The organism is Oceanospirillum sp. (assembly GCF_982874595.1).
Genome location: NZ_CEYNZH010000012.1, coordinates 54,538 through 81,216, shown reverse-complemented (window position 1 = coordinate 81,216; position 26,679 = coordinate 54,538). Strand labels below are relative to the sequence as shown.

Sequence of the window (26,679 nt, the reverse complement as noted above, 5' to 3'; positions counted from 1 at the left end):
AAAACAGCGTCTTTACGCCTGTTCACTCAGTGGATTCTGTGCGTAAAGCTCTTTCATCAGTTCGTCCAGCTGACTGGCTTTCAGGCTGGCGGGAGAGAAACCACGGATCGATTCGTCGGTTTCTTTGGGCAATACAACGATGTATTCACCATTGGTAAAATGTTCATCAAAAGGCGTGTTTTTCTTTTCTTCCCGAAACCAATCCGGCACCTCCTGATGATCCATCACAATCTGGTGAGTATTGATATGGGCCGACATGGTTGTTACGGAATGCCCGCTCATCGCTTTATTTGCATCGCCAAAAGCCTGAAAAAGCGCTTCTTTGGTATCCTGAGTCAGTGTTAAGCCTCTGTCTTCCCAGTATGGGTAAGCCAACATACCGACAATCGCTTCAAAGGTTTCCTCTTTTGACATTAAAGGAACCTGTGTTAATGCGGAACTCTGTGAAACCGAGGTCGCTTCCTCACTGCTGGCAGAGGGCTTTACCGGACTGTTATAAACTGCAGGTGTTACCGGGGTTATTTTCATAAACACTCCTTGTTTATTGGTATTCAGAAAACAGCGTCTTTACGCCTGTTCACTCAGTGGATTCTGTGCGTAAAGCTCTTTCATCAGTTCGTCCAGCTGACTGGCTTTCAGGCTGGCGGGAGAGAAACCACGGATCGATTCGCCATCGTGCTCTTCTTTATCGGCATAGTAGTAATACTCACCATTCGGAAATTTCTCACTGCCGTACATTTCATCAATCATCGATTTTTCTTCCCGGAACCAGTCCGGTACCGACTGATGATCCATCACTATCTGGTGTGGGTTGAAAATGATGCCGTGCTTATCCTCAGGCTTGTTTTCAAGGGCGTCTTTAAAGGCAGCATACAGAGCTTCTTTAGTTTCCTGAGTTAATGTCAGGCCTTTTTCCCCCCATTTTTTATCCGCCATGACCTGAGCAAAATGCTCAACGGCCTCCTGACCAAACATAATATGAGGTTGTTCATTACTGACAGTCGAAGCTGGAGTATTTTTTTCCGTTGCGGCAGGGGGAGTTATTGCCGGGCTGTAGGCCGCAGGTGTTACCGGGGTGATTTTCATAAAAATTCCATTTTAGCTTGTCCATGTAGAGTCTTACTGATTCTTCTGTCAGATCAGGCATTGAGACTCAACCCATTTTTTTCGAATAACTGCTTCAGCAGTTCTTCAACGTCGTTAGAAGATAAAGCCGGAGGCGGATAAAGAGCACTGGAATCGACTTTTTGATCCTCAGTACCATAAGAATAATGCTCTCCATTGGGGAAAAGCTGATCCCCGTACAGGTCTCCTACCCTCTCTTTCTCATTCAGAAACCAGTCCGGCACCGGCTGATGATCCATAACGATTTGATGCACATTAATATTCACACTTACACCCGCAGCAGAAAAAGGGTTATTGGTTAATGCCGCATCTATAAAAGTGCTATGGATGGCCTCTTTGGTTTCCTGAGTCAGAGTCAAACCTTTATCTTTCCACTCAGGGTAGGCAAATAACTCCGCAAAGTGCTCAACAGCTTCCTGACCGGTCATGAAATATGGCTGGTCTTTATTTGACGCCTGAGGTGATGCTTCAGCTTTGGCCTGAGTTTTAACCGGGCTGCTGGTCGTGACGGGATGAGTCGGATTGATCTTCATAAAAATTCCATTTTAGCTTGTCCATGTAGGATTTTACTCACTCTACCGCGGGCGGTTGCAGGCAGCAAACAGACGTTGTTGTAAGAGATTGGCCCCCTGCCAAGTCAGCAAATGCGCTGGCTCAGCAGAGGCGGGGCGGGATAAGAAAAAAGGCTGTATCAGATCAGCTTTAGCAGGTTCAGCTGGGTAAACAGCCGGGACTGTTCCTCACCGGATAACTCGCCGATCATCGCCTGCAGAGGGGAGTCGGGCTTAAAGTGGGTTTCCAGCCAGCGGGTCAGCTGCTGCTGTACGGCTTCCTGCGGGGTCATATCACTGTCGGGTTGATCCGAGGTTTTTAATGCCTCACGGCTTTGTCCGGTACCCAGAAGTTTGCCCTCACCCAAGTGGAATGCCGGGGTATGCAGGAACGCCTTATTACCATCGCCGGTTCCGGTAATCTGCTGCATAAAATCCAGATCAAGAACCTGAGATGTCATACGAAGGTTCTTCTCCGGGCTTAAGGCATAATCCAGAAACTCCTGCTCAAACTGAACCACACCGGAGCCATCATTTGAGTAGATCGCCTTGGCCTGCTGTACCAGTTCGTCATCGTAAGCTGGGCGTTTGTCCGGATAATGCAGGCCGGGATATTTGACTGTATCCATACGATACGCCCCCAGCACTGATGCCAGATTATTAACCTGCTCGGTATCCAGATTATTCTCTTTGGCGTGGATATAAACATCGGTCAGGGCCTGAACATCTTTCTCTTTCAAATGATAAAAACTGGTGTTTTCATAAAAGAAGTTCTGCCGATTAGAGCCTTTCAGGGGGTTCTCGGTGGTGATGCCACTGGCTGCAATCAGCTGCTTTTTCAGCGCATCGCCGTCAACCGCTTCGCCATATTTGCTTTGCAAGGCCCCCACCTGCTGGTCAACCAGATACAGGTTGTAGCGACCAATATCAATTTTAGCATTTATACCAAAGTGACCGCGTTCTGGTTGGGTGAAACCTTCAAGCGCCTCTTTTTGCAGCAGGCTCACCGCCTTATCAAACTCATCCGACGCTATCATACCGGTTGAACTCAGATTAACCCCATCGGCTGGGCCGGTTTTATCGGTGGTTGGTGTACTGGTGGATTGCGTATGGGTGGACTGCGTCACCGATGTTGTTTTGGCGGGCTGCGGGTTTGATGTTGTGGCCGATGTTGAACCGGCGGGAAACTGTATATTCATCGGTTTCTTCCTGAGTGTGATGATGAAAGCCTTCATGGCTTTTTGAGTGATGGCGTTGTTTATTTCGCAATCACTAATACTCTATCGGTCACAAGGGGAGGAATGTTAGGTCTGGGAGCGTTATGTTTTGTAAGCCTTCACCGACAGGGGCTTTAAGTGCGGGGGCAGAGGTTTAGGCTGGGGCGTAAAAAAGCCGCTGGCATGAGATGTCAGCGGCTTTTGGTTATTATGGCAAAATCAGATGTTGGCTGATTAGCCCTGGCTGTCCAGGAAGCGTTCTGCGTCCAGTGCCGCCATGCAGCCGGTGCCGGCTGAGGTGATCGCCTGACGGTACACGTGATCCATAACGTCACCGGCAGCATAAACACCTTCGATACTGGTTTGGGTGGCGTTGCCTTCCAGACCGGATTGTACTTTCAGGTAGCCGCCGTTCATCTCCAGCTGACCTTCGAAAATGCCGGTGTTTGGCTTGTGGCCGATGGCGATAAACACGCCCATCACGCTGATCTCTTGGGTGGCATCACCTTCGGTGGCTTTCAGGCGCAGGCCGGTAACACCCATGTCATCACCCAGAACTTCGTCCAGTGTGTGGTTCCAGATCACTTCGATATTGCCGTTGGCAACCTTCTCCATCAGCTTGTCCTGCAGGATCTTCTCAGAACGCAGGCTGTCACGACGGTGGATCAGGGTTACTTTCTTAGCGATGTTGGACAGGTACAGGGCTTCTTCAACAGCGGTGTTACCACCACCCACAACAGCCACTTCCTGATTGCGGTAGAAGAAACCATCACAGGTTGCACAGGCAGAAACACCTTTACCCATAAAGGCTTCTTCGCTTGGCAGACCCAGATACTGTGCGCTTGCGCCGGTAGCGATGATCAGCGCGTCACAGGTGTAAGTGCCGCTGTCGCCTTTCAGGGTGAACGGACGCTGGGTCAGTTCCACTTCGTTGATGTGATCGAAAACGATTTCGGTGTCGAAGCGTTCAGCGTGCTTACGCATATCTTCAACCAGCTGAGGGCCCTGAATACCGTCAAATGCACCCGGCCAGTTATCTACGTCAGTGGTGGTGGTCAGCTGGCCGCCCATCTGCATACCTGAGATGATCACAGGTTTCAGGTTGGCGCGGGCTGCGTAAACGGCTGCGGTGTAACCTGCAGGGCCGGAACCCAGAATAATCAGTTTCTCGTGACGGTTTTCGCTCATGGTGCTCTCCCGGCGAGCCGTGTTTGGCTCTGGTTAATACGTCAATAATCAGGTGATGATCTGTGTCTGCAAGGCTATATGGGGTCAGCGGTGGTAAATTCCAGCTCGGATACCGGATTCCTCCTGCTGATGTCATAGCGTTGCCAGTGTGATGGCGAAATCTTAACAGAGTCTGAAAACAACCGTGATGCTTTCAAACAGATTTTAACCGGGCTTGAGCATCTTGGGCTAATGGGCGCGACAGATGAAGCTGATAGGTAAAAACAATGAATATTCTGTTTTAGACGTAGTCGTTCAGGTAGGCTGGCAGAAATAGGAAAGTCCCGGTACAGAGCGTCAAACCGGGACTTTTTAGTTGATGTGAAACATTTGCATTCTGTGCGGTACAGACTTGTTAGGCTGTACTTTGCTCATGGTGAAACACCGATCATTTAAGAGCGCCGATCAATGTTGATTACCTTGTAAATAGTGCGTCATCAAAAAATATCGTCTCCTCTTTTATACAGCAGTTAAGAGCGTTAACGGATTCTGAGTCTGAATTTCAGATTCCATCGCCATGTCAGTAAAGGATATCGCTTTTTTGATTCTGCTCCCTGTTGTCAGTTATATCGCAGATAACACGGGTTAACCTTTAGAAGGAAATCTCCTTCCGTGATAATGCTTAAGTCCGTTAGCTGGTGTCGAATGTCACAGTAATCACCTCTTTTCATTTCGTGTTGGTCATGTGTTCAGCTAATAGCCCTGAAAACAGTAGCTCCTGAAAACAGTGGCACCGGAATACAGCACCTGAAACAACATGGACAAAACTACGGGTGAAACGTAAAGCTTTGGTTTTTCGTGTCAGACAATCAATAAGAGTGAGTTCAATTTCAATTAAAAGGTTTAACGGTTAAACATTTAACAATCAGGAATCATCTTCCCGTTTTAGTTCAACACTGAGCAATTCTCCCTCCATATTCACGTGTACCTGCATATGTATAGGAGCGCAACAGGTCTGGCAGTCTTCGTAGTAATCCTGATCACCTCCTGTGGTATCAACAGCCGTTTCCAGTGCAGACCCGCAATAGGGACATTGCCCGTAAACTTCAGTGAGCATCGCCTCTAACATAAACGCTCCCTCCGGATCGTTTCCTGCTGCTTTTCTCTTTGAGCACCTAACGCGTATTCAGCACCTGGGAGAAAAGCCTAACGAATAAAAAAGACGTTGTGACGAATAAAGTCATTGTGTGTTCTAAAAACATCGTGTGTTTTAAAAGCATTGTGCACCCTTACCGCTTAACAACCGCTCTGATAACTATCAGAGGTCGCGGCTTGCGTTCACAACCTAACTATAGTCAGGATTGCAGACTGCGCTGTCTTTTTTTCACCATATTTTTCAGGCTAACCCTCGGGTTTTAATGAAAAAAATTCAGCCTGAATCGAGAATTTAGCGCTAGGGCGGCAAGGACTAGTTTTGATTGGGATCTGGCAGATCGACCGAGGCCATATCGGTCAGCTCCTGAGGCAGAGGCTTTTTGATATTGATATCCAGCTCGGCCAGCTGCTGCGCCTGCCCCACAAGACTGCCGCGCCCCTGGCTGAATTTATTCAGGGCGTTGTCGTAGGTCTGATGGGCGCTGCTGAGCTGGTTGCCCAATTTCTGCATATCTTCGGCAAAGCCACGCAGTTTGTCGTACATGCGTCCGGCGCGGCGGGAGATCAGTTGGGCGTTTTCATTCAGGCGCTCGTAACGCCAGATATTCTGAATGGTTCGCAGAGCGACCATCATGCTGGTGGGGCTGACGATCATGATGTTGTGCTCGAAGGCTTCGCGGAACAAATCCGGCTCGGCATCAAAGGCGGTCATAAAGGCGGCTTCCACCGGAATAAACATCAGCACGTAGTCGAGGCTGCGAACCCCTTTCAGCTCGCGGTAGTCTTTGGCAGACAGCCCTTTGATGTGGCTGCGGATGGCGGCAACGTGGGCTTTCAGATACTGCTGGCGTTCGGCTTTATCTTCGCTGTTGTGAAAGGACTCGTAGGCGTTGAGGGAAACCTTGGCATCGATAATGACATCTTTGTTGTCCGGCAGATGTACGATCACATCCGGCTGATAGAGCTGGCGTTCTTCATCCCGTCGGCTGGCCTGCAGTTCGTATTCGTGACCTTCCCGCAGGCCGGATTCCTCCAGCACCCGCTGTAGAATCAGTTCGCCCCAGTTACCCTGGGCTTTTTTGTCGCCTTTCAGAGCCTTGGTCAGGTTGAGGGCTTCCTGACTCATCTGCAGGTTCAGGGCTTTCAGGCTGTGGATCTCCTGCTTGAGCATGGCGCGCTCCTGCGCCTCTTTGCCGTAGCTGTCCTGTACCTGCTGGCGGAACTGGTTAAGTTGATCTTTAAAGGGATTCAGCAGGCTGGTAAGGGTTTGCTGGTGCTGATGGTTCAGGTGTTTGCTCTTGTCATCGAAAATGCGGTTAGCGAGGTTTTCAAACTGCTGGCTGAGTTTCTGTTCCGCGCTGTTCAGGATCTGAATTTTCTCCTGAGAGGCTTTCTGCTCTTCTTCTAAACGGGTGCGGGTGGTCGCGAGTTGTTGTTCCAGTGTCAGCAGTTGCTTCTGTAGCTGGCTGATCTGCTGATCTTTAGCCGCTAGCTGGCTTTGGCTGCGTTCCACCACTTCATGCAGGTTATCCAGCGTGGTTTGCTGAGCCGTGCTGTCCTGTTCCACGCTTTGCCGGCGCTGTTGTTCCTCTTCAAAGCGTTGTTCTATGCGGGCCAGTTTCTGTTGCAGCTCTTTGGTGTAGTGGCTTTGTGCCTGGGCATCGGCGATCTGTTGGCTTTGACTCTGCTGCAGTTGCTGCAGGCGGTTAAGTTCGGCGTCGCTAGTTTGCAGGCGCTGACGCAGGTCGTTGCTGGTTTCCTGTGTGTGTTGCTGCTGCAGCTGCATCTGTTGCATGGCGGACTGATAGCGCTGCTGAAGTTGCTCTGCCTGAACGTCCAGCTCACGCGCCAGCTGTTGCTGGTGACGATTACGCAGGATGGCGACACTGATAAGAGAACCTGCCAATGCAGATATCAGTAACAGTGAAGGTAAAAGAAGATTGGAAAGCGATGACATAGCCGGATGCACCTGATGCAGATAACGATCCGGCTAGTATAAGAAATCAAACTATATTTTTATACAGTATTTATTCGACCGACGGCTTCATTCAACTGCTGCTGACGGCAATCAGGTTTTCCTGCTCCATCTGCAGCTGTTCAATAATCAGCAGCAGCTTGTCCATCGACAACGGCTTGGTGAAGTATTCTGCAAAGCCTGCCTGCAGGTGCTGGTTAACGGTCTCTGGCTGAGTGTCCACCGCGATAGCCACAATAGGAATTGTTGCCGTTTGCGGGCTGGCCTGCAGAATTTCAATCACTTCCAGACCACTCAGGTCGGGCATGTCGGTATTCAGCAAAATCAGATCCAATGGATGCTTCTGCGCTAAGTCCACGGCGTAACTGGCGTTATTTTCGGTAAAGAGACGTATATCGTCCCGGCTAAGCAGGGCGTTTTCCAGCAACTGAAGATGAATAGGGTCGTCATCCACACACAGAATATTAAAGCGATGGCCTTTTTCGTCATTTTCGGGGTTTTTGCGATTATCCGGCAGATCAATCCAGAAGATGCTGCCGCCCTCAGGATTAGGCTTATAGCCAATCTGGCCATGCATCATTTCTGCCAGTCGTTTACAAAGCGCAAGGCCGATACCGGTGCCTTCTACATTGGTGCTTTCGGCCCCCAGACGATTGAAAGCCTGAAAAAGGTCCTGCTGTTTCTCTTCCGGGATGCCAACGCCGCTATCCACAACCTGAATGCGAACAAAGCCTTTATCCGCTGGTTTAAGGCAAATACTGACATGACCACTCTGATGATTATATTTAATGGCATTAGAGAGCAGATTAAACATCACCTGACGTAAGCGAACCCGGTCCGCAAGAATCTCCTGATCCGGGTTGGCGGTCAGATCCACATCAAGCTGCAGATTCTTTTTCTCGGCAAGTGGCTGCACCATTGCGAGACTGCTTTCCAGCTCCTGGGCGACGGAAATAACTTCGGTGTTCAGCCGAACCCGACCGGATTCAATACGGGCAAGGTCAAGGATATCGTTGACCATAGCCAGTAGATGGCGACCTGCGATATGAATTTCGCTGACAGACTCTTTCTGGTGCGATTCCATGGGCTCATCCTGCAGCAACTGAGTAAAACCCAGAATCGCATTCAGAGGGGTGCGCAGTTCATGACTGACACTGGAGAGAAGATTGGACTTAGCCTGACTGGCTTTTTCGGCTTTATCCCGGGCTTCAATTAATGCCTGCTCGGTCAGGCGCTTGTTGATTCCCATCCCCAGGACATGCACGATGCGGTGGATAAAGGTGCGGTTCTCGGTCGTACCCAAAACACGTTCCGGCAGGTAGAGCAACAATACCGAAGGCTGCCCGGCATGTTGCAAAGGCACAGCATAAGCCACGTGATCCTGCTCAATCAGGCAGTGCGTTTGTTCTTCAGGATTCATGGGCAGAATCTGTGGCGAGCCCTGATCAATTACCTTCTGGCACAACTCCAGGGTCATCGGAATTTTGATACAGGGATTGTTGGCACAACCACCGTGCTGAATCTGAGGTTTAAGCCCGATTGAGGTCGGCTGATAAAGAGCCAGAAAGCGCCACTGCCAGTTATGATGATGCATGATTCGAGCCTGAGACTGGCCCAAATATTCATGCATGGACACGCTATCAAGACTCAGCGCCATTAGGATGCTCAGCGAGGACTCTTCCTGCGCTTTACGCTCCAGATAGTGCTGCTGCTCATAGGTGACGGTCAGGTCTTCATAAAAAGCGACATAGTGGGTAAAGCGGTCATGATCATCCCGTACAGCGGTGATATTGACGTGATGGGGAACGTCCCCATTGCGGGTTTTATTCCACATTTCACCTTCCCAGAATCCCTCATCTTTTAGCCCGAGCCAAAGCTCTTTGTAAAAGTGGTCGCTATGCTTCTCTGATCGCAACATACGAATATTGCGCCCAGCCAACTCCCTCAGCGCATAACCGGTCAGATCACCAAAGGCATCATTGGCTTTGATGATAATGCCGGAGCGATCAATGATCGCAATAGGCTGATGTGAATTGAAAGCTGTTGCCAGCAATCTGATCTCTTCCGATGAAATATCCGTATCCGCAACGGCGAACATAGCTGCCTCTGGCTGGGTCATTGTAAGACCTTATATCTTATAGGGACTAAAGCTCTTTTGTCATACTTAAATTACTTGTTATCAGATCACTCAAATCGGGCACCCAAAAAAGCGGTCGCTATTGTGTCTGAAGCTGATGCTCCAGAGCATTGACCAGTGCCGTGTTTTTCTCGCTGTTTACCGAAAAACTGTTTTCATTCTGGTAAAGGCCAAACTCGTTGCCCTTGTAGGAGAAGTACTGATAACCAATATGGCGCTCGTCCAGCAGATCAATCAGGTCGTTGATCCAGCCCAGCGCATTCTTTGAGGAAAAATAGTCATCATTCTTCTGGCCAAACTCACCAATGCTGAAGGGGTATTTCTGAAACAGAGGGCGGTGCTCTTCGATCAGATCAAATAGCCCCTGAACAGATGCCATTCATTGCCATCCACCAGAATTCTGCTGATATCGGTGTAATCCGGCGTTGTACCGGTAATCATTGAAAGGGTGTAGGTTCTGCTCAGGCTTTCACTGGCATCAGGCTGTTTCAGATAGCCACGAATGATGTAGGTTTGCCCCGCCTTAAGCGTAGTATCGGCAGGTTGGTGAAGCAGGTGCTTAGCACCATAATAGTTCGCCTGTCGTTGCGTGATGCCAAGAGATTGACTACCGCTACGGGCATAGTTTGAGCGGGGTGCGGTGGTGACACCGTATGAATACCAGTCCGTATCCGGACTTTCAAAGCCAAAGGAAAAGCTGCCCACAAGCTGTTCACTGTTAAAGGCTGATGAATCCGGATCAGATTCTGAGGTATGCGGCTGGTCATCCCCACCGGAGCTTCCACCGCCATCGGAACCACCACAGCCACTAAGTACCGCGCTAAAGGTGCCGACCAAACAGAAAAACACAACGCCTCTGACAAAATTCTTCACGGAAATCCCTTCCATTTAGCGCTTCAATTCACTCGATGACAGCAACTGTATCATTCAAAAGCCATCATAGAGAGTATCCTTATGTAGCTTTCTGTGATGCAGCTTTTTCTATGTTATCGCTCAATAAGGCCTGCAGTAGCGGGTAAAGGGCCGGATTCGCGACCAGCATCTGATCACCATAGAGAGAAGGGGGAACATTATCCGGACAGCCATCGAGATGGCCCGCCAGAGCTCCCGCCTGAAGGGCAATCAGCCGGGCAGCGGCAAAATCCCACGGTGAAACCGTCTCGTAGTACCCATCTAACCGCCCCGCCGCCACATAACAGATATCGATAGCGGCAGATCCCATACGGCGGATATCCTGACAGTTATTCAGCACCTGATGCAGGCGCGGCAACAGCGTTGGAATCAGAGTCTTGTCGTACGGAAAACCGGTGGCAATCAGAGCTTTCTTCAGCTCGGTGGTTGTACTGACCTGAATCTCTTCTCCGTTGAGTTGGGCGGGCTCGCCTGCGACGGCTGTGAACATCTCATCAAGAAAAGGGTTATAGACCACACCGACTTTCACCTCACCCTGTTCAGCAAAGGCGATGGATATCGCAACCTGCTGCAATCCATGGGCGTAATTTACGGTGCCATCAATGGGGTCGATGATCCAGATGGACCGCTTCAGCGTTTCAGTATCCGAGTAATCCGGTGACGACTCTTCCGAGAGAATACCGTGATCAGGAAAAGACAGCTGTAACAGCGCACGAATCATCTGGTCCGATTTCAGGTCGGCACTGGTCACCAGCTCGTGACCCTCTTTGTAATCCTGCGAGAAGCTTTGCTCCTCTCGGGACCTTCGAATCAGATCACCAGCCTGACGGGCGATGGCAACAGCCTGGCTCAGATATTGCTGTAACTCAGAAGGCTGACTCGCGTTAGATGTTTCCACAATAATGCTCCATCTGCTGGCTTTCGTGTTGTGCGATACAAAGACTCTGCTAACACTGACGCTAATATTAAGTAAATCGCAATAAGACCTAAAGACCGTAAGCTGACAATACTGACAGGAAACAATCAGTTAGCTCAATTATAAGGCTCGATATGCTGCGCTGCATGGTGACCAATCGGTCATATTGTCTTGTCGCAGCAGGATAGGTTTGATAGCGTACCGGGCCAGTAACGCCATAATATTGCGAAGGTTATTCCATTGTTGCGTGCCAGATTAGGGAACGGATAAGCACAATGAGAACCAAAGGAGTGCAGAGGGGAGCGAATGAGGATGTCAAAATTCAGGCATAAAAAAAGCCAGACTCCGAAGAATCTGGCTTTCTCTGAATTTGGTAGCGGGGGCCGGATTTGAACCGACGACCTTCGGGTTATGAGCCCGACGAGCTACCAGGCTGCTCCACCCCGCATCAGATGCAGTGCATTATAGAGCTAAATAACTGAATGTCAAAAGTTTTTACGCCAAAAACCAAAATAAACAATTAAAAGGCGTATTTTGACGATCACATATGGATTTTGCCCATCCGGGCGCAATGCTGACTTAGCTGTCGGTTTGAGGCCCGGATAGTTCGGCAAAACCCTGTTTTGCTGTCACGGTCTTGTCACCGTGTATCCGTAAAACAGGGAATGCGAGAGCGACATCTACAAGCAGAGGGAATGTAAGATGAGTAAAAAGATCGCCTTAGTAACAGGAGGTACCGGAGGTATCGGTACCGCAATTTGCCGTAGTCTGGCCAATGATGGCTATCAGGTTGTGGCGGCCTCGACTAACCAGGAAAAAGCACAGGCTTGGAAGGAATCCGAAAAAGCCGCTGGTTATGACGTCGAGACCGTTCACATCGACGTCGGTGACTTTGAATCCTGTCAGCAGGGCTGCAAGCAAGTTGCTGAAACCATGGGGCCCATTGCGGTGTTGGTTAACAACGCCGGTATCACCCGTGATGGTTTCATGAAGAAGATGAGTTGGGATCAGTGGCATCAGGTACTGCAAACCAACCTGGACAGTGTTTTCAATATGAGCAAAGCCTGTCTCGATAATATGCTGGAAATGAAGTTTGGCCGCATCATCAATATCTCTTCGATTAATGGTCAGAAGGGTCAGATGGGGCAAACCAACTATTCAGCTGCCAAAGCCGGTATGCACGGCTTTACCAAAGCGCTGGCTCAGGAAACCGCCCGAAAAGGAATCACCGTCAACACCATCTCTCCAGGCTATATCGCCACCGATATGATTATGAAAATCGACGAACCGATTCGTAATCAGATTATGGAAGGCATCCCGGTGGGGCGTTTCGGTAAACCGGAAGAGATTGCGCGAACCGTTTCTTTTCTCGCCGCTGAAGACGGTGGCTTTATCACAGGTGCCAATTTAGCTGTTAATGGCGGTCAGCACATGTGTTAACCGCCTGATCCGATGAAAAGCCGGCACCTGCCGGCTTTTTTTGCATCTGTTACCGGATCATCCTGTATAATTATCTTAGTTCACATCTTTTTAAATATTTAACGGCAAATTCAGTGAGTTTTCTGTGCGACCAAATCAGCGGGAACAACAGGCGGCATTTCAGTTTAAAGGGGGTAATCTGACAATTACCACTCTGGAGCTGATGACAACAGACTGTTTAAAAATCGAACAGGAATTAAGCCGTCAGACTCAAAAAGCACCGGCATTTTTCCGTCAAACTCCGGTTCTGCTCTCTTTTGATCAATTGGAAGAACGCCCGATTGCTCTGGAGATGATCGTTGATGCTTGTAAGAGAAACGGCCTGATTCCTATCGCAGTACGCTGTGCTCAGGAAGGGATTAAAAAGTCCGCCTGGGCTTTAGGATTGGGCTGGTTTCCACCGTTAACCGAACGTCGCCTGAAAGAGGTCGAGAAAGAAAAGGGCTGTATTCAACGCCTGCCGACCCGCTTTGTTCGTGGCACCGTTCGCTCTGGTCAGCAGATTTACGCCAGCTGCGCTGATCTGGTCATCATTGGCGCTGTCAATGAGGGGGCTGAAGTGATTGCCGATGGTAATATTCAGATCTGGGGCACACTCCGTGGCCGGGCGATCGCGGGAGCACAGGGCGATACAGAAGCGAAAGTACTCTGTCAGCAGCTCAGAGCGGAACTGGTATCCATTGCCGGTGTCTTTCAGACGTTTGACACCTGTGAATGGCCGAAAAAGAGTGAACGGCCGATTGAACTGCATTTAGAAGATCAGAGCCTTGTTATCCTCTGATCTCAACCTTATTTAACACTGCTTAATAGAACCGATATCTGATGGAAATAAAAAATAATATTAAAGGGGGAAGGACCCGTGGCTAAGGTAGTCGTGGTAACGTCCGGAAAAGGTGGTGTTGGTAAAACCACCAGCTGCGCATCAATCGGAACCGCTCTGGCCATGCAGGGTCATCGCACGGTTCTGATCGATTTTGACGTGGGCCTTCGTAATCTGGACCTGGTGATGGGCTGTGAGCGTCGGGTCGTTTATGATCTGATCAACGTCACCACAGGTGAGGCCAAACTCAGCCAGGCGCTAATCAAAGATAAGCGTTTGGATGGTCTGTTTATGCTACCTGCGTCTCAGACCCGGGATAAAGATGCACTGACCTACGAAGGGGTTGGAGATGTCATCGACGCTCTCAAAGAAGAGTTCGATTTTATTATCTGTGACTCCCCTGCGGGCATTGAGCGCGGTGCTGTTATGGCAATGTATTATGCGGATGAAGCGATTGTAGTCAGTAATCCTGAGGTCTCCTCGGTACGGGATTCTGACCGCATTATTGGTTTGCTGGATTCCAAGACCCGCCGAGCAGAGCAAGGGGAGTCTGTTAAGGCGCATCTTTTGATTACCCGATATGACCCCGAACGCGTTGAGCACTCCGATATGATGTCGGTTCAGGATATTGAAGAGATTCTGGCGATTCCGGTTGTGGGTGTTATTCCTGAGTCACCAGCCGTTCTGCGCGCATCGAATCAGGGGATTCCTGTGGTGCACGATAGTGACAGCGATGCCGGGCAAGCCTATAGTGACACGGTTGCCCGCTTCCTGGGTGAAGAGCTACCAATGCGATTTACAGAGCTTGAAAGAAAAGGGTTGTTCAGCCGGATGTTTGGAGGTCGGCGATGAAGCGTTTGCGTAATTTTTTCCAAAAAGACAGTTGTCAGTCAGCGGATGTTGCCCGGGAACGACTAAAAGTAATGATTTCTCAGGATCGTATGCAGCGAAACCAGCCTGATTTTCTGCCTCGCCTGCAAAGAGAACTGGTTGAAGTCATTCGTCGCTACACCCAATCCGAGCAGGATGAGATTCAGGTAAGCTATCACAGCCTGCCGCAACGTTCTCAGATTGAATTAAATGTATCCTGGCCACGTAACCTGCCCTGATTCAACAACAGAATCTCAGCTCCGGCAGAGTCGGAGCTGATCAGGTTACAGGCAACAGGCCCTGATAAAAGTAAGGACCTGAACCTTGAGTTCTCAGCCCACATTGTTCTGGCACGATTATGAAAGTTTTGGTGCCGATCCCCGCCGCGATCGTCCCTCACAATTCGCCGGTATTCGCACCGACCTGGATCTGAATGAAATAGCAGAGCCGGTTGAATGGTTCTGCCAGCCTGCAGATGATTTTTTGCCTCATCCTGATGCCTGCCTGATTACAGGCATTACGCCACAGGATGCACAGCGAAACGGTATCCCTGAGGCAGAGTTTATAGCCAATATTCATCATGAACTGAGTCAGCCCAACACCTGTGCTCTGGGTTATAACTCACTGCGTTTTGATGATGAGATGACCCGTCATACCCTATACCGTAACTTCTATGATGCTTACGGGCGTGAATGGCAGAACGGCAATTCCCGCTGGGATCTGATCGATGTGGTACGCACCGCCTATGCCCTTCGGCCTGAGGGCATCGAATGGCCATTAAACGACCAGGGCTTACCCAGTTTTAAGCTGGAACATCTGACAGCGGCTAATGGTATTGCCCACGAAGGGGCTCACGATGCGGTTTCTGATGTTCGGGCAACGATTGCTATGGCGCGCCTGATCCGGGACAAACAACCCAAGCTGTATCAGCACCTGTTTGATCTGCGTAACAAACACAAAGTATCTGATCAGCTGGATCTGGTAAGCCGCAAGCCGGTATTGCATATTTCCGGCATGTTTGGTGCTGCCCGGGGCAATGCCGCTGTTGTTGTGCCATTAGCGCAGCATCCGACTAATAAGAACGGCGTTATCTGTTATGACCTGATGGCGGATCCCTCAGAGCTTGGCGGCCTGTCCGCCGAAGAGATTCAGCGTCGTGTCTTTACCGCTCAGAGCGAGCTCGATCAGCCCCGTATTCCTCTTAAGGTTATCCACATTAACCGCTGCCCTGTGGTGCTGCCGGTCAGCATGGTGGATGGAAACGTTGAAGCCCGTACCGGCATCAGCCTGGATACCTGCCGAGGGCACTGGAAGGTGCTGGCTGGATTGGGCGATCTGACTGCGAAACTGCAGGCGGTATTTAGTGCACCTGAGTTTGAAGGCGGTTCTGATGACCCGGATCTGATGCTTTATGGTGGCGGCTTCTTTGGTCATCATGATAAAGATCAGATGGAGATGATTCGGGAGACACCGGCAGAGTCGCTTCATGAGCTTCAGCCAACGTTTCAGGATCCTCGTCTGGAACAGATGTTTTTCCGCTACAAAGCCCGTAACTACAAGGATTGGCTAACCGGTGAAGAACAACAGCAGTGGGATGAGTACCGCTGGCAACGGATCAATGATCCGGCAGTCAGCAGCCTGACACCAGAGCAGTTCAATCAGCGTCTGGTGGAACTGAGCCAGACTGAACTCTCACCGCGGGACCAGAATATTCTGGAAGATGTGGTGCTGTATGTAGAGTCTTTGGTACCGTCGCACCTGTTTTAATCGGTCGCCTCAGAACGGATGTTCTCCGAGGTCGTCAATGATCCTTTTGACGACCTCGAAGGAATGGCTAAACACAGCCAGTAAAACCGTAACGCTAGACAACGGCCCCCTCCAGCACTAACAATTGGCGTTTACGGGCCACACCCCACCGATAACCCGACAGATCTCCGTTTTTCCGCACGACCCGATGACAGGGAATAAGCAACGCCAGCTGATTCGCACCACAGGCACTGGCTACAGCCCGCACAGCACTGGGCATGCCCAGCCTCTCAGCCAGCTGGCTGTAACTCAGGGTTTCACCATAGGGTATTTGCTGCAACATCTGCCAGACCTGCTGCTGAAAAGCGGTTCCGGCCAGATTCAGTGGCAGTTCCGGGAAAGGGGTTTTGTTGACCAGCGCAGAACAGATCTGCGCAAGATATGGCGTCAGATGATCAGACTCTTGCCAGTGCTGATCCGGAAAAGCGGCCTGTGCCGCCTTCATCAAGGACTCAGAAGCATCACCGATATACAGCAAAGACAAACCGGCTCCTGCCTTCTGCTCAGCAAGCATCAGATAACCTAATGACGATTCTGCGAATTGATAGAACATAGAAGCTCCTGACAATGAGTGTCGGAGCAGTAAGGCTGCACTTAAGCAGACTGAACCTGACAACGACCGTTAGCTTTAGCTTTATAGAGGTAGGTGTCAGCGGTAATGATACCTTCCTGCAAGCTACCATCCTGCGCCACCTTAACGACACCCGCGCTAAGGCTGGTGTTTATTTTACGCCCCAGCACAACCAAAGGCTGACCGGTCAGCAAGCTATTCAGGTATTGCAGCTGCTCAATTAACTCATCTTCTTTCATGCTGGATAGCAGGGCGAACTCCTCGCCACCCATGCGCGCCAGCAGCGCTTCAGGCTCAAAGTGATCGGACAGCATTCGGGCGATATGGACCAGAACATGGTCACCAATATCGTGACCATAACGGTCATTGACCTGCTTAAAGAAGTCCAGATCAATGATCACCAGTGTCTGAGATTCAAGCTCAAGACGACGAACGCCTTCTTCAAAAAAGGCGCGGCGATTAGACAGTCCCGTCAGAGTATCCGTGTTAGCCTGAAGGCGAAGATCATGTTCCAGTGAACGACGGCGATGAACCTCACGTTCAAGAATAGAATGCTCTTCAGCAAGGGCTTTAAACAAACGATAGTTAGGAAGTGTAATCAGAGCCGTGATGGACAAAGGCGTCAGTACCGGTAAAGCAAGGGCAACCGGAATATTAAAAGCCCCCGGATTCCAGACCAGATAGAAACCATAACAAAGTACGGTTGAGAAAAGTGTCGGCCAAACTGTTGCCCGCAAAAGATAACTCACCAGTCCTCGCTGGACAGTGCGTCGTGCTTTCTCGATCAGTAGCGCTCGGTTACCACTTGGCATATCGCCGCCTTATACCTGTTTTTATTAGTGCAGCATTATTCATCAATCCGCCCAAGGATGCATCCCTGCATCGGGTAAATGTAGTTCTAAGTCACATTTTTCTTGTATCTTTATCTTTACTAATTAAGTGCTTTTCCAGGTTGATAGACATCAAGCAAAAATGTTTCGTGATCAACCAATATTTCTGGTCATTTTCATACCAGAGCACTGAAACAGGCTATTATCATTAGATAATAAAATAAGTAGCGGGAAAAATAATACAACGTGAACGAACTATCTTCTATTTAACAGGATTCTGACGACTTCCCCACCCTACCGACATAAGGTATAAGCCATGCTGGTGGAGCATTAAGTCATAACTCCGCACCGACTTTTGCTACGAGGCCCCGATGAAACCTATCCTGAACCCACAGTTGGAAAATGAAGCACAGACGGCATCTCTGATCAGTGTCTACGATATTGACCAGATCTGCTCTGCGCTCTACCAGAATGGCTGGGGCGTCATTGAAAATTTTCTCAGCGAACCTTTTGTCGATCTTTTAAAGAGTGACCTTCTGGCACTGGATGAACAGGAAAAGTTCCATAAGGCAGGCATTGGCCGAGAGCTGGATTTTGTCCGCCGGGAGGATATTCGCTCAGACCGCATCTGCTGGCTGGACAATATTAATGAGACTCAGAATCTCTTTATGCAGATGCTCGATCAGCTGATGACCGCTGTAAACCGCCGACTGTTTCTGGGTATGAACCACTACGAAGCCATGTATGCGATCTATGAGCCGGGTCAGTTCTACAAAAAGCATGTGGATAGCTTTAAAGGCCAACGTAACCGCATTATGACGCTGGTGTTCTATCTGAACCATGGCTGGACACCGGAGAAAGGCGGTGAGTTTGTGCTGTATCCCGAGATCGATGAACAGGGTAAAAGCAGCGATGAGCCGATTACCACGCTTCTGCCCAAGGCAGGCACTGTCGCGGCATTTCTGTCGGAAGAGTTTCCCCACGAAGTGCTGACCGCCCACGATACCCGCTACAGTATCGCGGTCTGGTTCCGTATTCGGGAGGGAGAGATCCCACTATGAAATTGAGTTCTTAACGAACTTCAGATAAAACAGGTGAAGTCTATCCAATAAGTGCCTGCTCTTAGTCCGTAATAAGGTTAAGGATAACCATGAAAAAACTTCTCATATCAATTGTCATGTTACTGACTCTGGGGTGCAGTGGGTCTGACAACTCTTCCGGTTCAGATAACAGCCCGGATAATGAGAAAATACGGAAAACCGTTACCCAACATATAAAAATTGACCAATTCGGCTACCAACCTGATCAAACAAAGATAGCCATTATTACCGACCCCAAAATTGGCTTTAATGCCACCAGCACCTATTCACCGGGCAATTCACTGGAAGTGCGAAAAGCATCTGACGACACGCTTGTTTACACAGGAAAAGTCACTGCTTTTAATAATGGATTAACCGATACAGATTCAGGCGATAAGATCTGGCATTTTGACTTCAGCCAGTTCAGCAGCCCCGGTGAATACTACCTCTACGACAAAGCGCAGGAAAAAGCCTCATACACATTCAGGATATCCAATGATGTCTATGCATCGGTCCTGAAGCAGGCCGTCAGAACCTTTTATTACCAACGAGCCGGGTTTACCAAAGCATACCCTTTCGTTGATAGCCAATGGACAGACTCAGCCAGTCACTTAGGGCTGGAACAGGACAGTGATGCGCGCTTAATTTCCAATACCGACATCAGTACAAGCAAAGACCTAAGAGGCGGCTGGTATGATGCCGGCGATTTCAATAAATACGTCAATTTTGCCGATGGGGCTTTGCATAACCTGCTCTTTGCTTACAGTGAAAACCCAGCAATCTGGGGCGACGATTACAATATTGCCGAATCAGGCAACGGTATTCCCGACCTGTTGGATGAAGTTAAGTATGAGCTTGATTGGCTACTCAGAATGCAGAATGCTAACGGCTCTGTTCTACATAAGATTGCCTCTGTGAGCTGGGATGCAACGCCACCACCCAGCAGTGACAGCGTAAAGAGGCGGTACGGCCCGGAGAGTGCGTCAGCGACAATTTCTGCCGCGGGGGCTTTTGCCCACGCCGCGATAATTTTTAAAGAGAACAACCCAACCTACGCTACCACGTTGGAAAATGCCGCCATTAGCGCCTGGAACTGGGTAAGCAACAATGAAAGCACCCTCAGTGACGCCTTTGATAACTCACTTTTTGTAAATGCTGACTCTGAAGATAGCCTTTCGGATAAAAAAGCCAACCGCGTCAATGCCGCCATTTACCTTTTTGCCTTAACCGGGGAAACCGCGTACAAAAACTACATATCCACAAACTATAAAGATATCCCGATGTTTTCAGATGCCGGGGGCTATTTGGACCCGGATGGGATAATTGAAGAAAGTCAGAATGCCGTCAGTTATTACACAACGCTCACAGGTGCAGACAGTACCCTGGTCTCATTAATAAAAGACAAATATTTAGAGCTGCTGGAAAGCCCTTATAACGACTTCGCCCCCCTCCGTCAGTTCAAAACAAAGAAAGATGGCTATCTTAGCTATATAGACACCTATTATTGGGGCAGTAATCGGGTAAAAGCCCAAGCCGGAAACAGTGTTTACAACCCCGTTACGTATCATTTAGGGAGCGCAGACAACACCGAGCTGAAAGCACTTGCAGGAATCTATTTAAACTATTTGCATGGCCTCAACCCCATGTCGATGACCTATCTGTCAAATATGAGCCAGTATGGTGCTGAGAACAGCGTCGATGAGTTCTATCACATGTGGTTTGCGGATGGCTCTGACTGGGATAATGTAAACAGCTCTTACGGCCCGCCTCCGGGGTTTATTGTTGGCGGGGCGAATGAGAATTACAATCAGGCGGGGGTTTACATGGACGATGGTTTTTCACTGATTAGCGAACAGCCCGCCGCTAAATCTTACCGTTCATGGAATGGAGACGAACTCTCGTATGAAATTACAGAAAACTCCATAACGTACCAATCAGCCTACATAAGACTGCTGTCTAAATTTGTAAAGTAGGGAGCCTCTTCCATTATCAGAGATTGGGGATTAGCGTATTCGCCTTGATAAAATGACAGCATAGGGCTGAAGAATAGGCGAGCGACAAGCCCCCCATCCTGCAGAGCCAGCCCTTAGCTAACATCAGGCGTGTATCAGCGGTTCCGGCATCGGTTGGCAGGAAACATCAGCGCTTCCAGCAGGTAATCTTTAAAATCCTGCGGGTAGTCCTTATCTTTCAGTGCTTCCGCCATACATCCCAACCACGCATCACGTTCCTCTATACCGATATCCAGATGGGCATGCGCCTTTGGTATCGCAATGGACCCGTATTTTTCCCGGTACAGTTTAGGGCCTCCCAGCCAACCACAAAGAAAACGGTAGAGCTTGTCGCTGGAAATCGCCAGGTCTTCCTCATGCATACTCAGAATATGCTTCGCTTCAGGCATAGTTTGCATCGCCTGATAAAAATCATCTGCCAGCTTTTTCAAGCCAGTTTCACCACCCGCGGTCAGAAATGATTTATCCCCTTCGCCATAGGCGCGATTATCTTCCGGTTTATTCATAGTGCGGTACTCATAACGTATGAATGCAGCTCAAATAAAGAGAGCTCCTTTTATTAGAGCCTGCTGATAGAAAGCAAAGGCAATTATAAGCAGAGGTTAACCGGGTCGATACTCTTTTACGCCCCCTGCGCTATTTTGCCGCTGTTGGCGTCAAAGGGAATATACCCCTGATCGATCCAGTAAAGCTTGCGATTCCGTGATAACTGCTTAAAAGCATATTCAGCTTTCAATGCCAGACTACGACTGCCCAGCTTTTGCTGATGACGAAGCTGATAAATTTTACGCCCGCGCATAAAGCGCGCGCCCTTGCCGGACTCATGCTCGGCAAAACGGCGCTCAACATCCGTAGTGATACCGGTATAGAGGCGGCCTCCATCGGTTTCGATCACATAGAGAAACCAATCAGCCACCGGCCTTTTTCACCTTAAAGCCTTTATCGGTCAGCAGGGTCATCAGCAGATCCCGCTGATCACCCTGAATCTCAATCACATGATCCTTAACCGCACCGCCAACACCGCAGCGGGTCTTCAGCTCTTTGGCCAGTTTTTTCAGCTCGGCCGGGGTTGCCGGCACACCTTCAATCAGGGTGACGCCCTTGCCTTTACGGCCTTTGGTTTCCCGTTTAAGACGCACAATGCCATCGCCTTCCGGCACCACATCATCCGCCTGCTTGCAGGTGCAGCTATCCACCGGCTGTTCGCAGTCTGGGCACAGGCGGCCAGTTTCCGTTGAATAAACGAGGCTTCGTAACTTATCAAATGACATTGTTTTATCCACAGGCTGAAAAAATGAAACACAGGGCGCAAGTGTACTGAGACGGGGCTGTAAGCTCAATTACGGCTAATGTTCTTCGGCTGCAAACTGCTGGCTGATCTGTCGCACCAAAGCTGCAGGCATTTTCGGATGCGCCGTTGCCGACATCACCAGCGCAACGGAAACCGAGGTCAGCTCTGGCAGCAGTGTCCCCGCTTCGATCAGGGTCAGATCCTCCGGCGCACTGGAGCGAATCATGGCGCTGATCATGCCGTTGCGGCGCACCATCTCAGACAAAAACAACGTGCTGTTAGCCACCGCCAGCACCTGATAATCACGCCCCAGTTTATCCAGCCCATCAAGGGCGGTACTGTGGAATTTACAGTCCGGTTCCGCCAGTGCCAGCGGCAGGCAGTCATAATCCTCAGGGGATTTTCCCACGGGCAGCACCCAAACCCCCTGATCCTGGTACAGCAGATAGCCTTCATCAGATTCCGCACGCCGGGTCATCACCGACAGATCCAGTTCACCGGCATCCAACTGAGGACGCAAACGACTGCTGGAACCGCCAAACACCTGCACCTCAAGCCCCGGCAGGTGCTGATGAATCAGACCGATCAGCTTCGGCATCACGGTAACCAGATAATCATCCGGACAACCGATTCTCAGTGGGCGGCGTTCCGGTTCCTGCTGCAATTTCTGCAGGGCTTCATCATGCAGATTCAGAATCCGGCGAGCGTAACTCACCAGCGCTTTACCGTCGGCGGTTAACTCCAGCGCCCGACCCTCACGGTCAAACAGGGTTTTACCCAGACTCTGCTCCAGTCGTTTCATCTGCTGACTGACCGCCGCCTGAGTACGAAAAATTTGCCGTGCCGCCCGGGTAAAACTGCCGGTATCCACCACGGCGATAAAACTTCGGAGCAGTTCAGTATCCATAAGGTGCGCCTGTTCTGAGCTATCAAAATCATAAAAACAACAAGCCTGAAACCACGGGGCTTCAGCGCAAAAATGAAGCTGGAATAGTGGCAAAAAAAACGAGGCACAGCCAGCAGGATAAGAAAGCCTTATAGCTGAGTTAAATTTTATTCGTTTGTTGGGTAACCAAGGGCGCGGCAAACTCAGTGGCAAGACTCAGACGCTCTTATCAAACAAGGCACGGGTCAAACACTACACTGGCCAAACACTGAAACGGAGATTCCAATGAACAAACCTGTACTTGTCATCGGCAATAAAAACTACTCATCCTGGTCCCTTCGCCCCTGGCTGCTGCTGAAGCAGTTCGGTATCGACTTTGATGAGATCCGCATTCCTCTGTTTACCGAACAGATGCCACAACTGATGGCAGAGCATACCCCCTGCAACAAGGTACCCGTGATTAAAGAGGGTGACTTTGCCGTGTGGGATTCTCTGGCTGTGTGTGAATATATCAACCTGCGCTTTCTGGATGGGAAAGGCTGGCCGGAGGATCTGCAACTGATGGCTCTGGGCCGTTCCGCTGTTGCTGAGATGCACTCAGGTTTCCCGGACCTCCGCCACGAGCTGCCGATGAATGTACGCCGTAGTTACACCGGCTTTAAGGCCAGTGAAAAAGCGCAAAAAGATATCGACCGGATTGTCACCCTCTGGCAGCAGCTGCTGGAACGCTCCGGTGGCCCTTGGTTACTGGGCGAGTTTTCCATTGCGGATGCTTTTTATGCACCGGTGGCCAGTCGCTTTAACACCTACGGTATTGCGCTGCCGGAAGCGTTGCAGCGCTATGTAAAACAGGTACTGGAGCTTGAGGCTTATCAGGAATGGTTGACTGACGCCAAAGCAGAGAAGGAAGTGATTGTTGAGGAAGAAGTGGAGCTTTGATGGGCTGTCTGTGATGGCTGGGCTTTGATGGACTGGTTCAGATCGTAAGCTCTGACACAGGCATAAAGAAAAGCGGCTCAGCGTAGCCGCTTTTTGCGTTCACGCTTACGCTTCTGACTGGCTTTATGCCACTGCTGCATCTTCTGCAGATAAAAGGGGACAACCAAGAGCGCCAGCACCATTACGATGCCATTGATATGGTTGTGGATAAATTCTTCCATACTCGCCCTCGCTATACCTTTCATTATCAGAGCTCAGTTATACCCTGATCCCGGATATGAAAAAACCCGCACCGACTAGGCCGATGCGGGTTTCGGATCTTTCTTTTTTAAGGCCTATCGTTATTAACGATTATTTAACCTTAGGATCCAGCTCACCGGTCAGGTAACGCTGATACATCACTTCCAGAGACTGAGCGTTGATCTTGCTGGCGTTGCCCGCAGTACCGAAAGCTTCGTAACGATCCACACACACCTGAACCATCGCATCCATAGACGCTTTGAAGTATTTACGTGGGTCGAACTCAGACGGGTTTTCTGCCAGGAAGCGACGGATCGCACCGGTAGAGGCCAGACGCAGGTCAGTATCGATGTTGACTTTACGCACACCGTGCTTGATACCTTCAACGATCTCTTCAACCGGTACACCGTAAGTTTCAGGGATTTCGCCACCGAACTCATTGATCACCGCCAGCCACTCCTGAGGTACAGAAGAGGAACCGTGCATCACCAGGTGAGTATCCGGAATACGCTCGTGGATCGCTTTGATGCGGTCGATACGCAGTACGTCACCGGTCGGTTTCTTGGTGAACTTGTAAGCACCGTGAGAAGTACCGATTGCGATAGCCAGTGCATCAACACCGGTTTTCTTAACGAAATCTGCCGCTTCTTCCGGGTCAGTCAGCATCTGGTCCATATCCAGCGTGCCTTCTGCACCAACGCCATCTTCTTCACCGGCCTGACCGGTTTCCAGAGAACCCAGGCAGCCCAGCTCACCTTCTACAGAAACACCACAAGCGTGGGCCATTTCGACAGTGCGGCGGGTGACATCAACGTTGTACTCGTAAGACGCCGGCGTTTTACCGTCGTCCATCAGAGAACCGTCCATCATTACCGAGCTGAAGCCCAGCTGGATAGAACGCTGACAAACGTCAGGGCTGGTGCCATGATCCTGGTGCATACAAACAGGAATATGTGGAAACTCTTCAACCGCTGCCAGAATCAGGTGACGCAGGAAAGGAGCACCTGCGTACTTACGAGCGCCAGCAGAAGCCTGAACGATAACCGGAGAATCGGTTTTGTCTGCTGCGATCATGATCGCACGCATCTGCTCCAGGTTGTTGACGTTAAAGGCTGGTACGCCGTAACCGTGTTCGGCAGCGTGATCCAGCATCTGGCGCATACTAATTAAAGCCATGATTGTTTCCTTTTAAAATCGTCAAAGAATCAATAAAGAATAGCAAAGCGATACCCGGAGAATATGCTCAATTCAACACATTGCAGCTCCGGCGCATGAATGGCGCTAGTGTATCGCGAAAAAGCCGGTCTGGCTCGGTTCTCACCCTGAAAAAAGTCTCAGAATGATCAAAACCCAGCCACCGGCTTCCGTGTTATTTATTTAGGGTTGCGAATTAATCGCAGCAGCCATTGCCACAGCAGGTATCCACATCACCGGCCTGCAGCTTGGCGGCCAGTTCCAGCGCCGCAACTGCTGGCAGCGTTTTACCTTCTACATACTCCAGGAACGCACCGCCACCGGTCGAGATGTAAGACACCTTGTCTTCGATGTCGTACTTGTCGATAGCCGCCAGCGTGTCACCACCACCTGCGATAGAGAAGCCTTCGCTCTCAGCAATCGCCAAAGACAGGGCTTTGGTGCCATTACCGAACTGATCGATCTCAAACACACCAACAGGACCGTTCCACAGAATCGTCTTAGCATCTTTCAGCTGTGCAGCCAGCTGTGCAGCCGTTTCAGGACCGATATCCAGAATCATCTCGTCATCAGCCACTTCGTTAACTTTTTTAACGACCGCTTCTGCTGATTCACTGAACTCTTTCGCGACAACCACATCCACAGGGATCGGGATAGAGGCTTTGGCCATCATACCCTTCGCGACAGGAATCAGGTCTGCCTCGTACAGCGATTTACCGACGTTGTAACCGGCGGCAGCGATAAAGGTATTGGCAATACCGCCACCGACAATCAGCTGATCGCACTTGCCGGACAGGGCATTCAGTACTTCCAGCTTGGTGGATACTTTAGAACCACCCACGATTGCCGCCATTGGCTTAGCAGGGTTTGCCAGCGCTTTTTCCAGCGCATCCAGTTCAGCCGCCAGCAGAGGACCCGCACAGGCAACAGGAGCAAAACGAGCCACACCGTGAGTCGATGCCTGCGCACGGTGTGCCGTACCAAACGCGTCCATCACGAAGATATCGCAAAGTGAACCATAAGCGCGGGACAGATCGTCCTCGTCTTTCTTCTCGCCTTTGTTGAAACGTACGTTCTCCAGAATAACCAGCTCACCGTCGGCAATTTCAACACCGTTCAGGTAATCCTTTTCCAGACGCACTTCACGACCCAGAGCGTCAGACAGGTAGTTAGCAACCGGAGCCAGAGAGAACTCTTCCGCGTACTCGCCTTCGGTCGGGCGACCCAGGTGAGACATCACCAGCACTTTAGCACCCGCTTTCAGAGCACGCTCAATCGTTGGCAGAGATGCGCGGATACGGGCATCAGAAGTTACCTTGCCATCTTTAACCGGTACGTTCAGATCTTCGCGGATCAGTACGCGTTTTCCGGTCAGTTTCAGATCGGTCATTTTTAATACGGTCATGAGTTTGTCCTGCCGTTAGTGTCGTTTCAAAAATAGAGTGTCATTTCAGAAATCGTGGTCTTTGCATGCCACCGGCACCTTTCGGGGTGCCCATGGTTTTCC

28 protein-coding genes and 1 tRNA gene are annotated in these 26,679 nt (G+C 50.1%); 8 read left to right on the top strand and 21 right to left on the bottom strand.

What is annotated here, in order from left to right:
* Positions 1–12: 12 nt before the first annotated feature.
* The 12 genes from AC4GL5_RS07890 to AC4GL5_RS07835 all read right to left on the bottom strand — a co-directional run bounded on the left by AC4GL5_RS07890 (position 13) and on the right by AC4GL5_RS07835 (position 11,603).
* Complete coding sequence (locus tag AC4GL5_RS07890) at positions 13–528, bottom strand: hypothetical protein (RefSeq protein ID WP_490382229.1); 516 nt, start codon at positions 526–528, stop codon at positions 13–15.
* 39 nt (positions 529–567) lie between these two features.
* A complete protein-coding gene (locus tag AC4GL5_RS07885; RefSeq protein ID WP_490382228.1) occupies positions 568–1,086 on the bottom strand; it encodes a hypothetical protein in 519 nt (172 codons plus the stop codon).
* A 53-nt stretch (positions 1,087–1,139) separates the two neighbouring features.
* Positions 1,140–1,658, bottom strand: coding sequence for a hypothetical protein (locus AC4GL5_RS07880; protein ID WP_490382227.1), 519 nt, complete (start codon positions 1,656–1,658; stop codon positions 1,140–1,142).
* A gap of 158 nt (positions 1,659–1,816) precedes the next feature.
* Positions 1,817–2,875 (bottom strand): hypothetical protein, encoded by a 1,059-nt coding sequence (locus tag AC4GL5_RS07875; protein ID WP_490382226.1) that lies wholly within the window; start codon positions 2,873–2,875, stop codon positions 1,817–1,819.
* A gap of 252 nt (positions 2,876–3,127) precedes the next feature.
* Positions 3,128–4,081: a thioredoxin-disulfide reductase gene (gene trxB / locus AC4GL5_RS07870; RefSeq protein WP_028304474.1), complete on the bottom strand. Its 954-nt coding sequence runs from the start codon at positions 4,079–4,081 to the stop codon at positions 3,128–3,130.
* A 904-nt stretch (positions 4,082–4,985) separates the two neighbouring features.
* The gene (locus AC4GL5_RS07865) at positions 4,986–5,189 is read right to left on the bottom strand and encodes a CPXCG motif-containing cysteine-rich protein (protein WP_490382225.1); all 204 of its coding nucleotides are present in this window, start codon (positions 5,187–5,189) and stop codon (positions 4,986–4,988) included.
* Positions 5,190–5,528: 339 nt separating this feature from the next.
* Positions 5,529–7,172, bottom strand: coding sequence for a DNA recombination protein RmuC (locus AC4GL5_RS07860; protein WP_490382224.1), 1,644 nt, complete (start codon positions 7,170–7,172; stop codon positions 5,529–5,531).
* Positions 7,173–7,263: 91 nt separating this feature from the next.
* Complete coding sequence (locus AC4GL5_RS07855; RefSeq protein ID WP_490382223.1) at positions 7,264–9,309, bottom strand: ATP-binding protein; 2,046 nt, start codon at positions 9,307–9,309, stop codon at positions 7,264–7,266.
* A 97-nt stretch (positions 9,310–9,406) separates the two neighbouring features.
* Entirely contained in the window at positions 9,407–9,706 is a 300-nt protein-coding gene (locus AC4GL5_RS07850) for a hypothetical protein (RefSeq protein ID WP_490382222.1), read from the bottom strand.
* Positions 9,676–10,215: a hypothetical protein gene (locus tag AC4GL5_RS07845; RefSeq protein ID WP_490382221.1), complete on the bottom strand. Its 540-nt coding sequence runs from the start codon at positions 10,213–10,215 to the stop codon at positions 9,676–9,678. The genes AC4GL5_RS07850 and AC4GL5_RS07845 overlap by 31 nt, the downstream gene beginning before the upstream one ends.
* 64 nt (positions 10,216–10,279) lie before the next feature.
* Entirely contained in the window at positions 10,280–11,137 is an 858-nt protein-coding gene (locus tag AC4GL5_RS07840; RefSeq protein WP_490382220.1) for an inositol monophosphatase family protein, read from the bottom strand.
* 389 nt (positions 11,138–11,526) lie between these two features.
* Positions 11,527–11,603 (bottom strand) — tRNA-Met (locus AC4GL5_RS07835).
* A gap of 254 nt (positions 11,604–11,857) precedes the next feature.
* Between AC4GL5_RS07835 and phbB the strand changes: the two genes are divergently transcribed.
* From phbB to sbcB, 5 genes are all read left to right on the top strand, one after another.
* Positions 11,858–12,595, top strand: a complete 738-nt coding sequence (phbB, locus tag AC4GL5_RS07830) for an acetoacetyl-CoA reductase (RefSeq protein ID WP_490382219.1) — start codon at positions 11,858–11,860, stop codon at positions 12,593–12,595.
* A gap of 124 nt (positions 12,596–12,719) precedes the next feature.
* Positions 12,720–13,415, top strand: a complete 696-nt coding sequence (gene minC, locus AC4GL5_RS07825; RefSeq protein WP_490382218.1) for a septum site-determining protein MinC — start codon at positions 12,720–12,722, stop codon at positions 13,413–13,415.
* Between the two features lie 78 nt (positions 13,416–13,493).
* Complete coding sequence (gene minD, locus AC4GL5_RS07820; protein ID WP_490382217.1) at positions 13,494–14,306, top strand: septum site-determining protein MinD; 813 nt, start codon at positions 13,494–13,496, stop codon at positions 14,304–14,306.
* The gene (minE, locus tag AC4GL5_RS07815) at positions 14,303–14,563 is read left to right on the top strand and encodes a cell division topological specificity factor MinE (RefSeq protein ID WP_490382216.1); all 261 of its coding nucleotides are present in this window, start codon (positions 14,303–14,305) and stop codon (positions 14,561–14,563) included. The genes minD and minE overlap by 4 nt, the downstream gene beginning before the upstream one ends.
* An 85-nt stretch (positions 14,564–14,648) precedes the next feature.
* Positions 14,649–16,091, top strand: coding sequence for an exodeoxyribonuclease I (gene sbcB, locus AC4GL5_RS07810; RefSeq protein ID WP_490382215.1), 1,443 nt, complete (start codon positions 14,649–14,651; stop codon positions 16,089–16,091).
* A gap of 94 nt (positions 16,092–16,185) precedes the next feature.
* On the opposite strand, the gene AC4GL5_RS07805 is transcribed toward sbcB, so the two are convergent.
* Positions 16,186–16,683 carry a methylated-DNA--[protein]-cysteine S-methyltransferase gene (locus tag AC4GL5_RS07805; RefSeq protein WP_490382214.1) on the bottom strand — a complete coding sequence of 166 codons (498 nt, stop codon included), beginning with the start codon at positions 16,681–16,683 and terminating at the stop codon, positions 16,186–16,188.
* A gap of 41 nt (positions 16,684–16,724) precedes the next feature.
* Positions 16,725–17,513, bottom strand: a complete 789-nt coding sequence (locus AC4GL5_RS07800; RefSeq protein WP_490382213.1) for a GGDEF domain-containing protein — start codon at positions 17,511–17,513, stop codon at positions 16,725–16,727.
* 389 nt (positions 17,514–17,902) lie between these two features.
* On the opposite strand from AC4GL5_RS07800, the gene AC4GL5_RS07795 reads away from it, so the two are divergent.
* Both AC4GL5_RS07795 and AC4GL5_RS07790 read left to right on the top strand, forming a co-directional pair.
* Positions 17,903–18,592 carry a 2OG-Fe(II) oxygenase gene (locus AC4GL5_RS07795; protein WP_490382212.1) on the top strand — a complete coding sequence of 230 codons (690 nt, stop codon included), beginning with the start codon at positions 17,903–17,905 and terminating at the stop codon, positions 18,590–18,592.
* Positions 18,593–18,681: 89 nt separating this feature from the next.
* Positions 18,682–20,583 carry a glycoside hydrolase family 9 protein gene (locus tag AC4GL5_RS07790; RefSeq protein ID WP_490382211.1) on the top strand — a complete coding sequence of 634 codons (1,902 nt, stop codon included), beginning with the start codon at positions 18,682–18,684 and terminating at the stop codon, positions 20,581–20,583.
* Between the two features lie 134 nt (positions 20,584–20,717).
* On the opposite strand, the gene AC4GL5_RS07785 is transcribed toward AC4GL5_RS07790, so the two are convergent.
* The 4 genes from AC4GL5_RS07785 to AC4GL5_RS07770 all read right to left on the bottom strand — a co-directional run bounded on the left by AC4GL5_RS07785 (position 20,718) and on the right by AC4GL5_RS07770 (position 22,820).
* Complete coding sequence (locus AC4GL5_RS07785) at positions 20,718–21,128, bottom strand: group II truncated hemoglobin (protein ID WP_490382210.1); 411 nt, start codon at positions 21,126–21,128, stop codon at positions 20,718–20,720.
* Positions 21,129–21,244: 116 nt separating this feature from the next.
* Complete coding sequence (locus AC4GL5_RS07780) at positions 21,245–21,538, bottom strand: GIY-YIG nuclease family protein (protein WP_490382209.1); 294 nt, start codon at positions 21,536–21,538, stop codon at positions 21,245–21,247.
* Complete coding sequence (locus AC4GL5_RS07775; protein ID WP_490382208.1) at positions 21,531–21,893, bottom strand: translation initiation factor Sui1; 363 nt, start codon at positions 21,891–21,893, stop codon at positions 21,531–21,533. Before AC4GL5_RS07775 ends, AC4GL5_RS07780 begins: the two co-directional genes overlap by 8 nt.
* Before the next feature lie 75 nt (positions 21,894–21,968).
* On the bottom strand, positions 21,969–22,820 hold the full coding sequence (locus tag AC4GL5_RS07770) for a LysR family transcriptional regulator (RefSeq protein WP_490382207.1): 852 nt from the start codon (positions 22,818–22,820) through the stop codon (positions 21,969–21,971).
* Between the two features lie 264 nt (positions 22,821–23,084).
* Here AC4GL5_RS07770 and AC4GL5_RS07765 point away from each other — a divergent pair, with 264 nt between their 5' ends.
* The gene (locus AC4GL5_RS07765; RefSeq protein WP_490382206.1) at positions 23,085–23,738 is read left to right on the top strand and encodes a glutathione S-transferase family protein; all 654 of its coding nucleotides are present in this window, start codon (positions 23,085–23,087) and stop codon (positions 23,736–23,738) included.
* Between the two features lie 77 nt (positions 23,739–23,815).
* Here the strand turns inward: AC4GL5_RS07765 and AC4GL5_RS07760 are convergent, their stop codons facing one another.
* The 3 genes from AC4GL5_RS07760 to AC4GL5_RS07750 all read right to left on the bottom strand — a co-directional run bounded on the left by AC4GL5_RS07760 (position 23,816) and on the right by AC4GL5_RS07750 (position 26,577).
* Positions 23,816–23,959, bottom strand: a complete 144-nt coding sequence (locus AC4GL5_RS07760) for a hypothetical protein (RefSeq protein ID WP_490382205.1) — start codon at positions 23,957–23,959, stop codon at positions 23,816–23,818.
* A 130-nt stretch (positions 23,960–24,089) separates the two neighbouring features.
* Complete coding sequence (gene fba, locus AC4GL5_RS07755) at positions 24,090–25,154, bottom strand: class II fructose-bisphosphate aldolase (protein ID WP_490382204.1); 1,065 nt, start codon at positions 25,152–25,154, stop codon at positions 24,090–24,092.
* Between the two features lie 214 nt (positions 25,155–25,368).
* On the bottom strand, positions 25,369–26,577 hold the full coding sequence (locus AC4GL5_RS07750; RefSeq protein ID WP_490382203.1) for a phosphoglycerate kinase: 1,209 nt from the start codon (positions 26,575–26,577) through the stop codon (positions 25,369–25,371).
* Positions 26,578–26,679: the final 102 nt, after the last annotated feature.

Bases quoted from the DNA above. Each gene is read 5' to 3' on its own strand.
- trxB (WP_028304474.1), bottom strand. From the start codon at position 4,081: ATGAGCGAAAACCGTCACGAGAAACTGATTATTCTGGGTTCCGGCCCT.
- AC4GL5_RS07850 (WP_490382222.1), bottom strand. From the start codon at position 9,706: ATGGCATCTGTTCAGGGGCTATTTGATCTGATCGAAGAGCACCGCCCT.
- AC4GL5_RS07760 (WP_490382205.1), bottom strand. From the start codon at position 23,959: ATGGAAGAATTTATCCACAACCATATCAATGGCATCGTAATGGTGCTG.
- AC4GL5_RS07750 (WP_490382203.1), bottom strand. From the start codon at position 26,577: ATGACCGTATTAAAAATGACCGATCTGAAACTGACCGGAAAACGCGTA.
- AC4GL5_RS07855 (WP_490382223.1), bottom strand. From the start codon at position 9,309: ATGACCCAGCCAGAGGCAGCTATGTTCGCCGTTGCGGATACGGATATT.
- AC4GL5_RS07845 (WP_490382221.1), bottom strand. From the start codon at position 10,215: ATGGAAGGGATTTCCGTGAAGAATTTTGTCAGAGGCGTTGTGTTTTTC.
- AC4GL5_RS07800 (WP_490382213.1), bottom strand. From the start codon at position 17,513: ATGCCAAGTGGTAACCGAGCGCTACTGATCGAGAAAGCACGACGCACT.
- AC4GL5_RS07865 (WP_490382225.1), bottom strand. From the start codon at position 5,189: ATGTTAGAGGCGATGCTCACTGAAGTTTACGGGCAATGTCCCTATTGC.
- fba (WP_490382204.1), bottom strand. From the start codon at position 25,154: ATGGCTTTAATTAGTATGCGCCAGATGCTGGATCACGCTGCCGAACAC.
- AC4GL5_RS07875 (WP_490382226.1), bottom strand. From the start codon at position 2,875: ATGAATATACAGTTTCCCGCCGGTTCAACATCGGCCACAACATCAAAC.
- AC4GL5_RS07890 (WP_490382229.1), bottom strand. From the start codon at position 528: ATGAAAATAACCCCGGTAACACCTGCAGTTTATAACAGTCCGGTAAAG.
- minE (WP_490382216.1), top strand. From the start codon at position 14,303: ATGAAGCGTTTGCGTAATTTTTTCCAAAAAGACAGTTGTCAGTCAGCG.
- phbB (WP_490382219.1), top strand. From the start codon at position 11,858: ATGAGTAAAAAGATCGCCTTAGTAACAGGAGGTACCGGAGGTATCGGT.
- AC4GL5_RS07885 (WP_490382228.1), bottom strand. From the start codon at position 1,086: ATGAAAATCACCCCGGTAACACCTGCGGCCTACAGCCCGGCAATAACT.
- AC4GL5_RS07880 (WP_490382227.1), bottom strand. From the start codon at position 1,658: ATGAAGATCAATCCGACTCATCCCGTCACGACCAGCAGCCCGGTTAAA.
- AC4GL5_RS07775 (WP_490382208.1), bottom strand. From the start codon at position 21,893: ATGTCATTTGATAAGTTACGAAGCCTCGTTTATTCAACGGAAACTGGC.
- AC4GL5_RS07765 (WP_490382206.1), top strand. From the start codon at position 23,085: ATGAACAAACCTGTACTTGTCATCGGCAATAAAAACTACTCATCCTGG.
- AC4GL5_RS07785 (WP_490382210.1), bottom strand. From the start codon at position 21,128: ATGAATAAACCGGAAGATAATCGCGCCTATGGCGAAGGGGATAAATCA.
- AC4GL5_RS07805 (WP_490382214.1), bottom strand. From the start codon at position 16,683: ATGTTCTATCAATTCGCAGAATCGTCATTAGGTTATCTGATGCTTGCT.
- AC4GL5_RS07795 (WP_490382212.1), top strand. From the start codon at position 17,903: ATGAAACCTATCCTGAACCCACAGTTGGAAAATGAAGCACAGACGGCA.
- AC4GL5_RS07770 (WP_490382207.1), bottom strand. From the start codon at position 22,820: ATGGATACTGAACTGCTCCGAAGTTTTATCGCCGTGGTGGATACCGGC.
- AC4GL5_RS07860 (WP_490382224.1), bottom strand. From the start codon at position 7,172: ATGTCATCGCTTTCCAATCTTCTTTTACCTTCACTGTTACTGATATCT.
- AC4GL5_RS07790 (WP_490382211.1), top strand. From the start codon at position 18,682: ATGAAAAAACTTCTCATATCAATTGTCATGTTACTGACTCTGGGGTGC.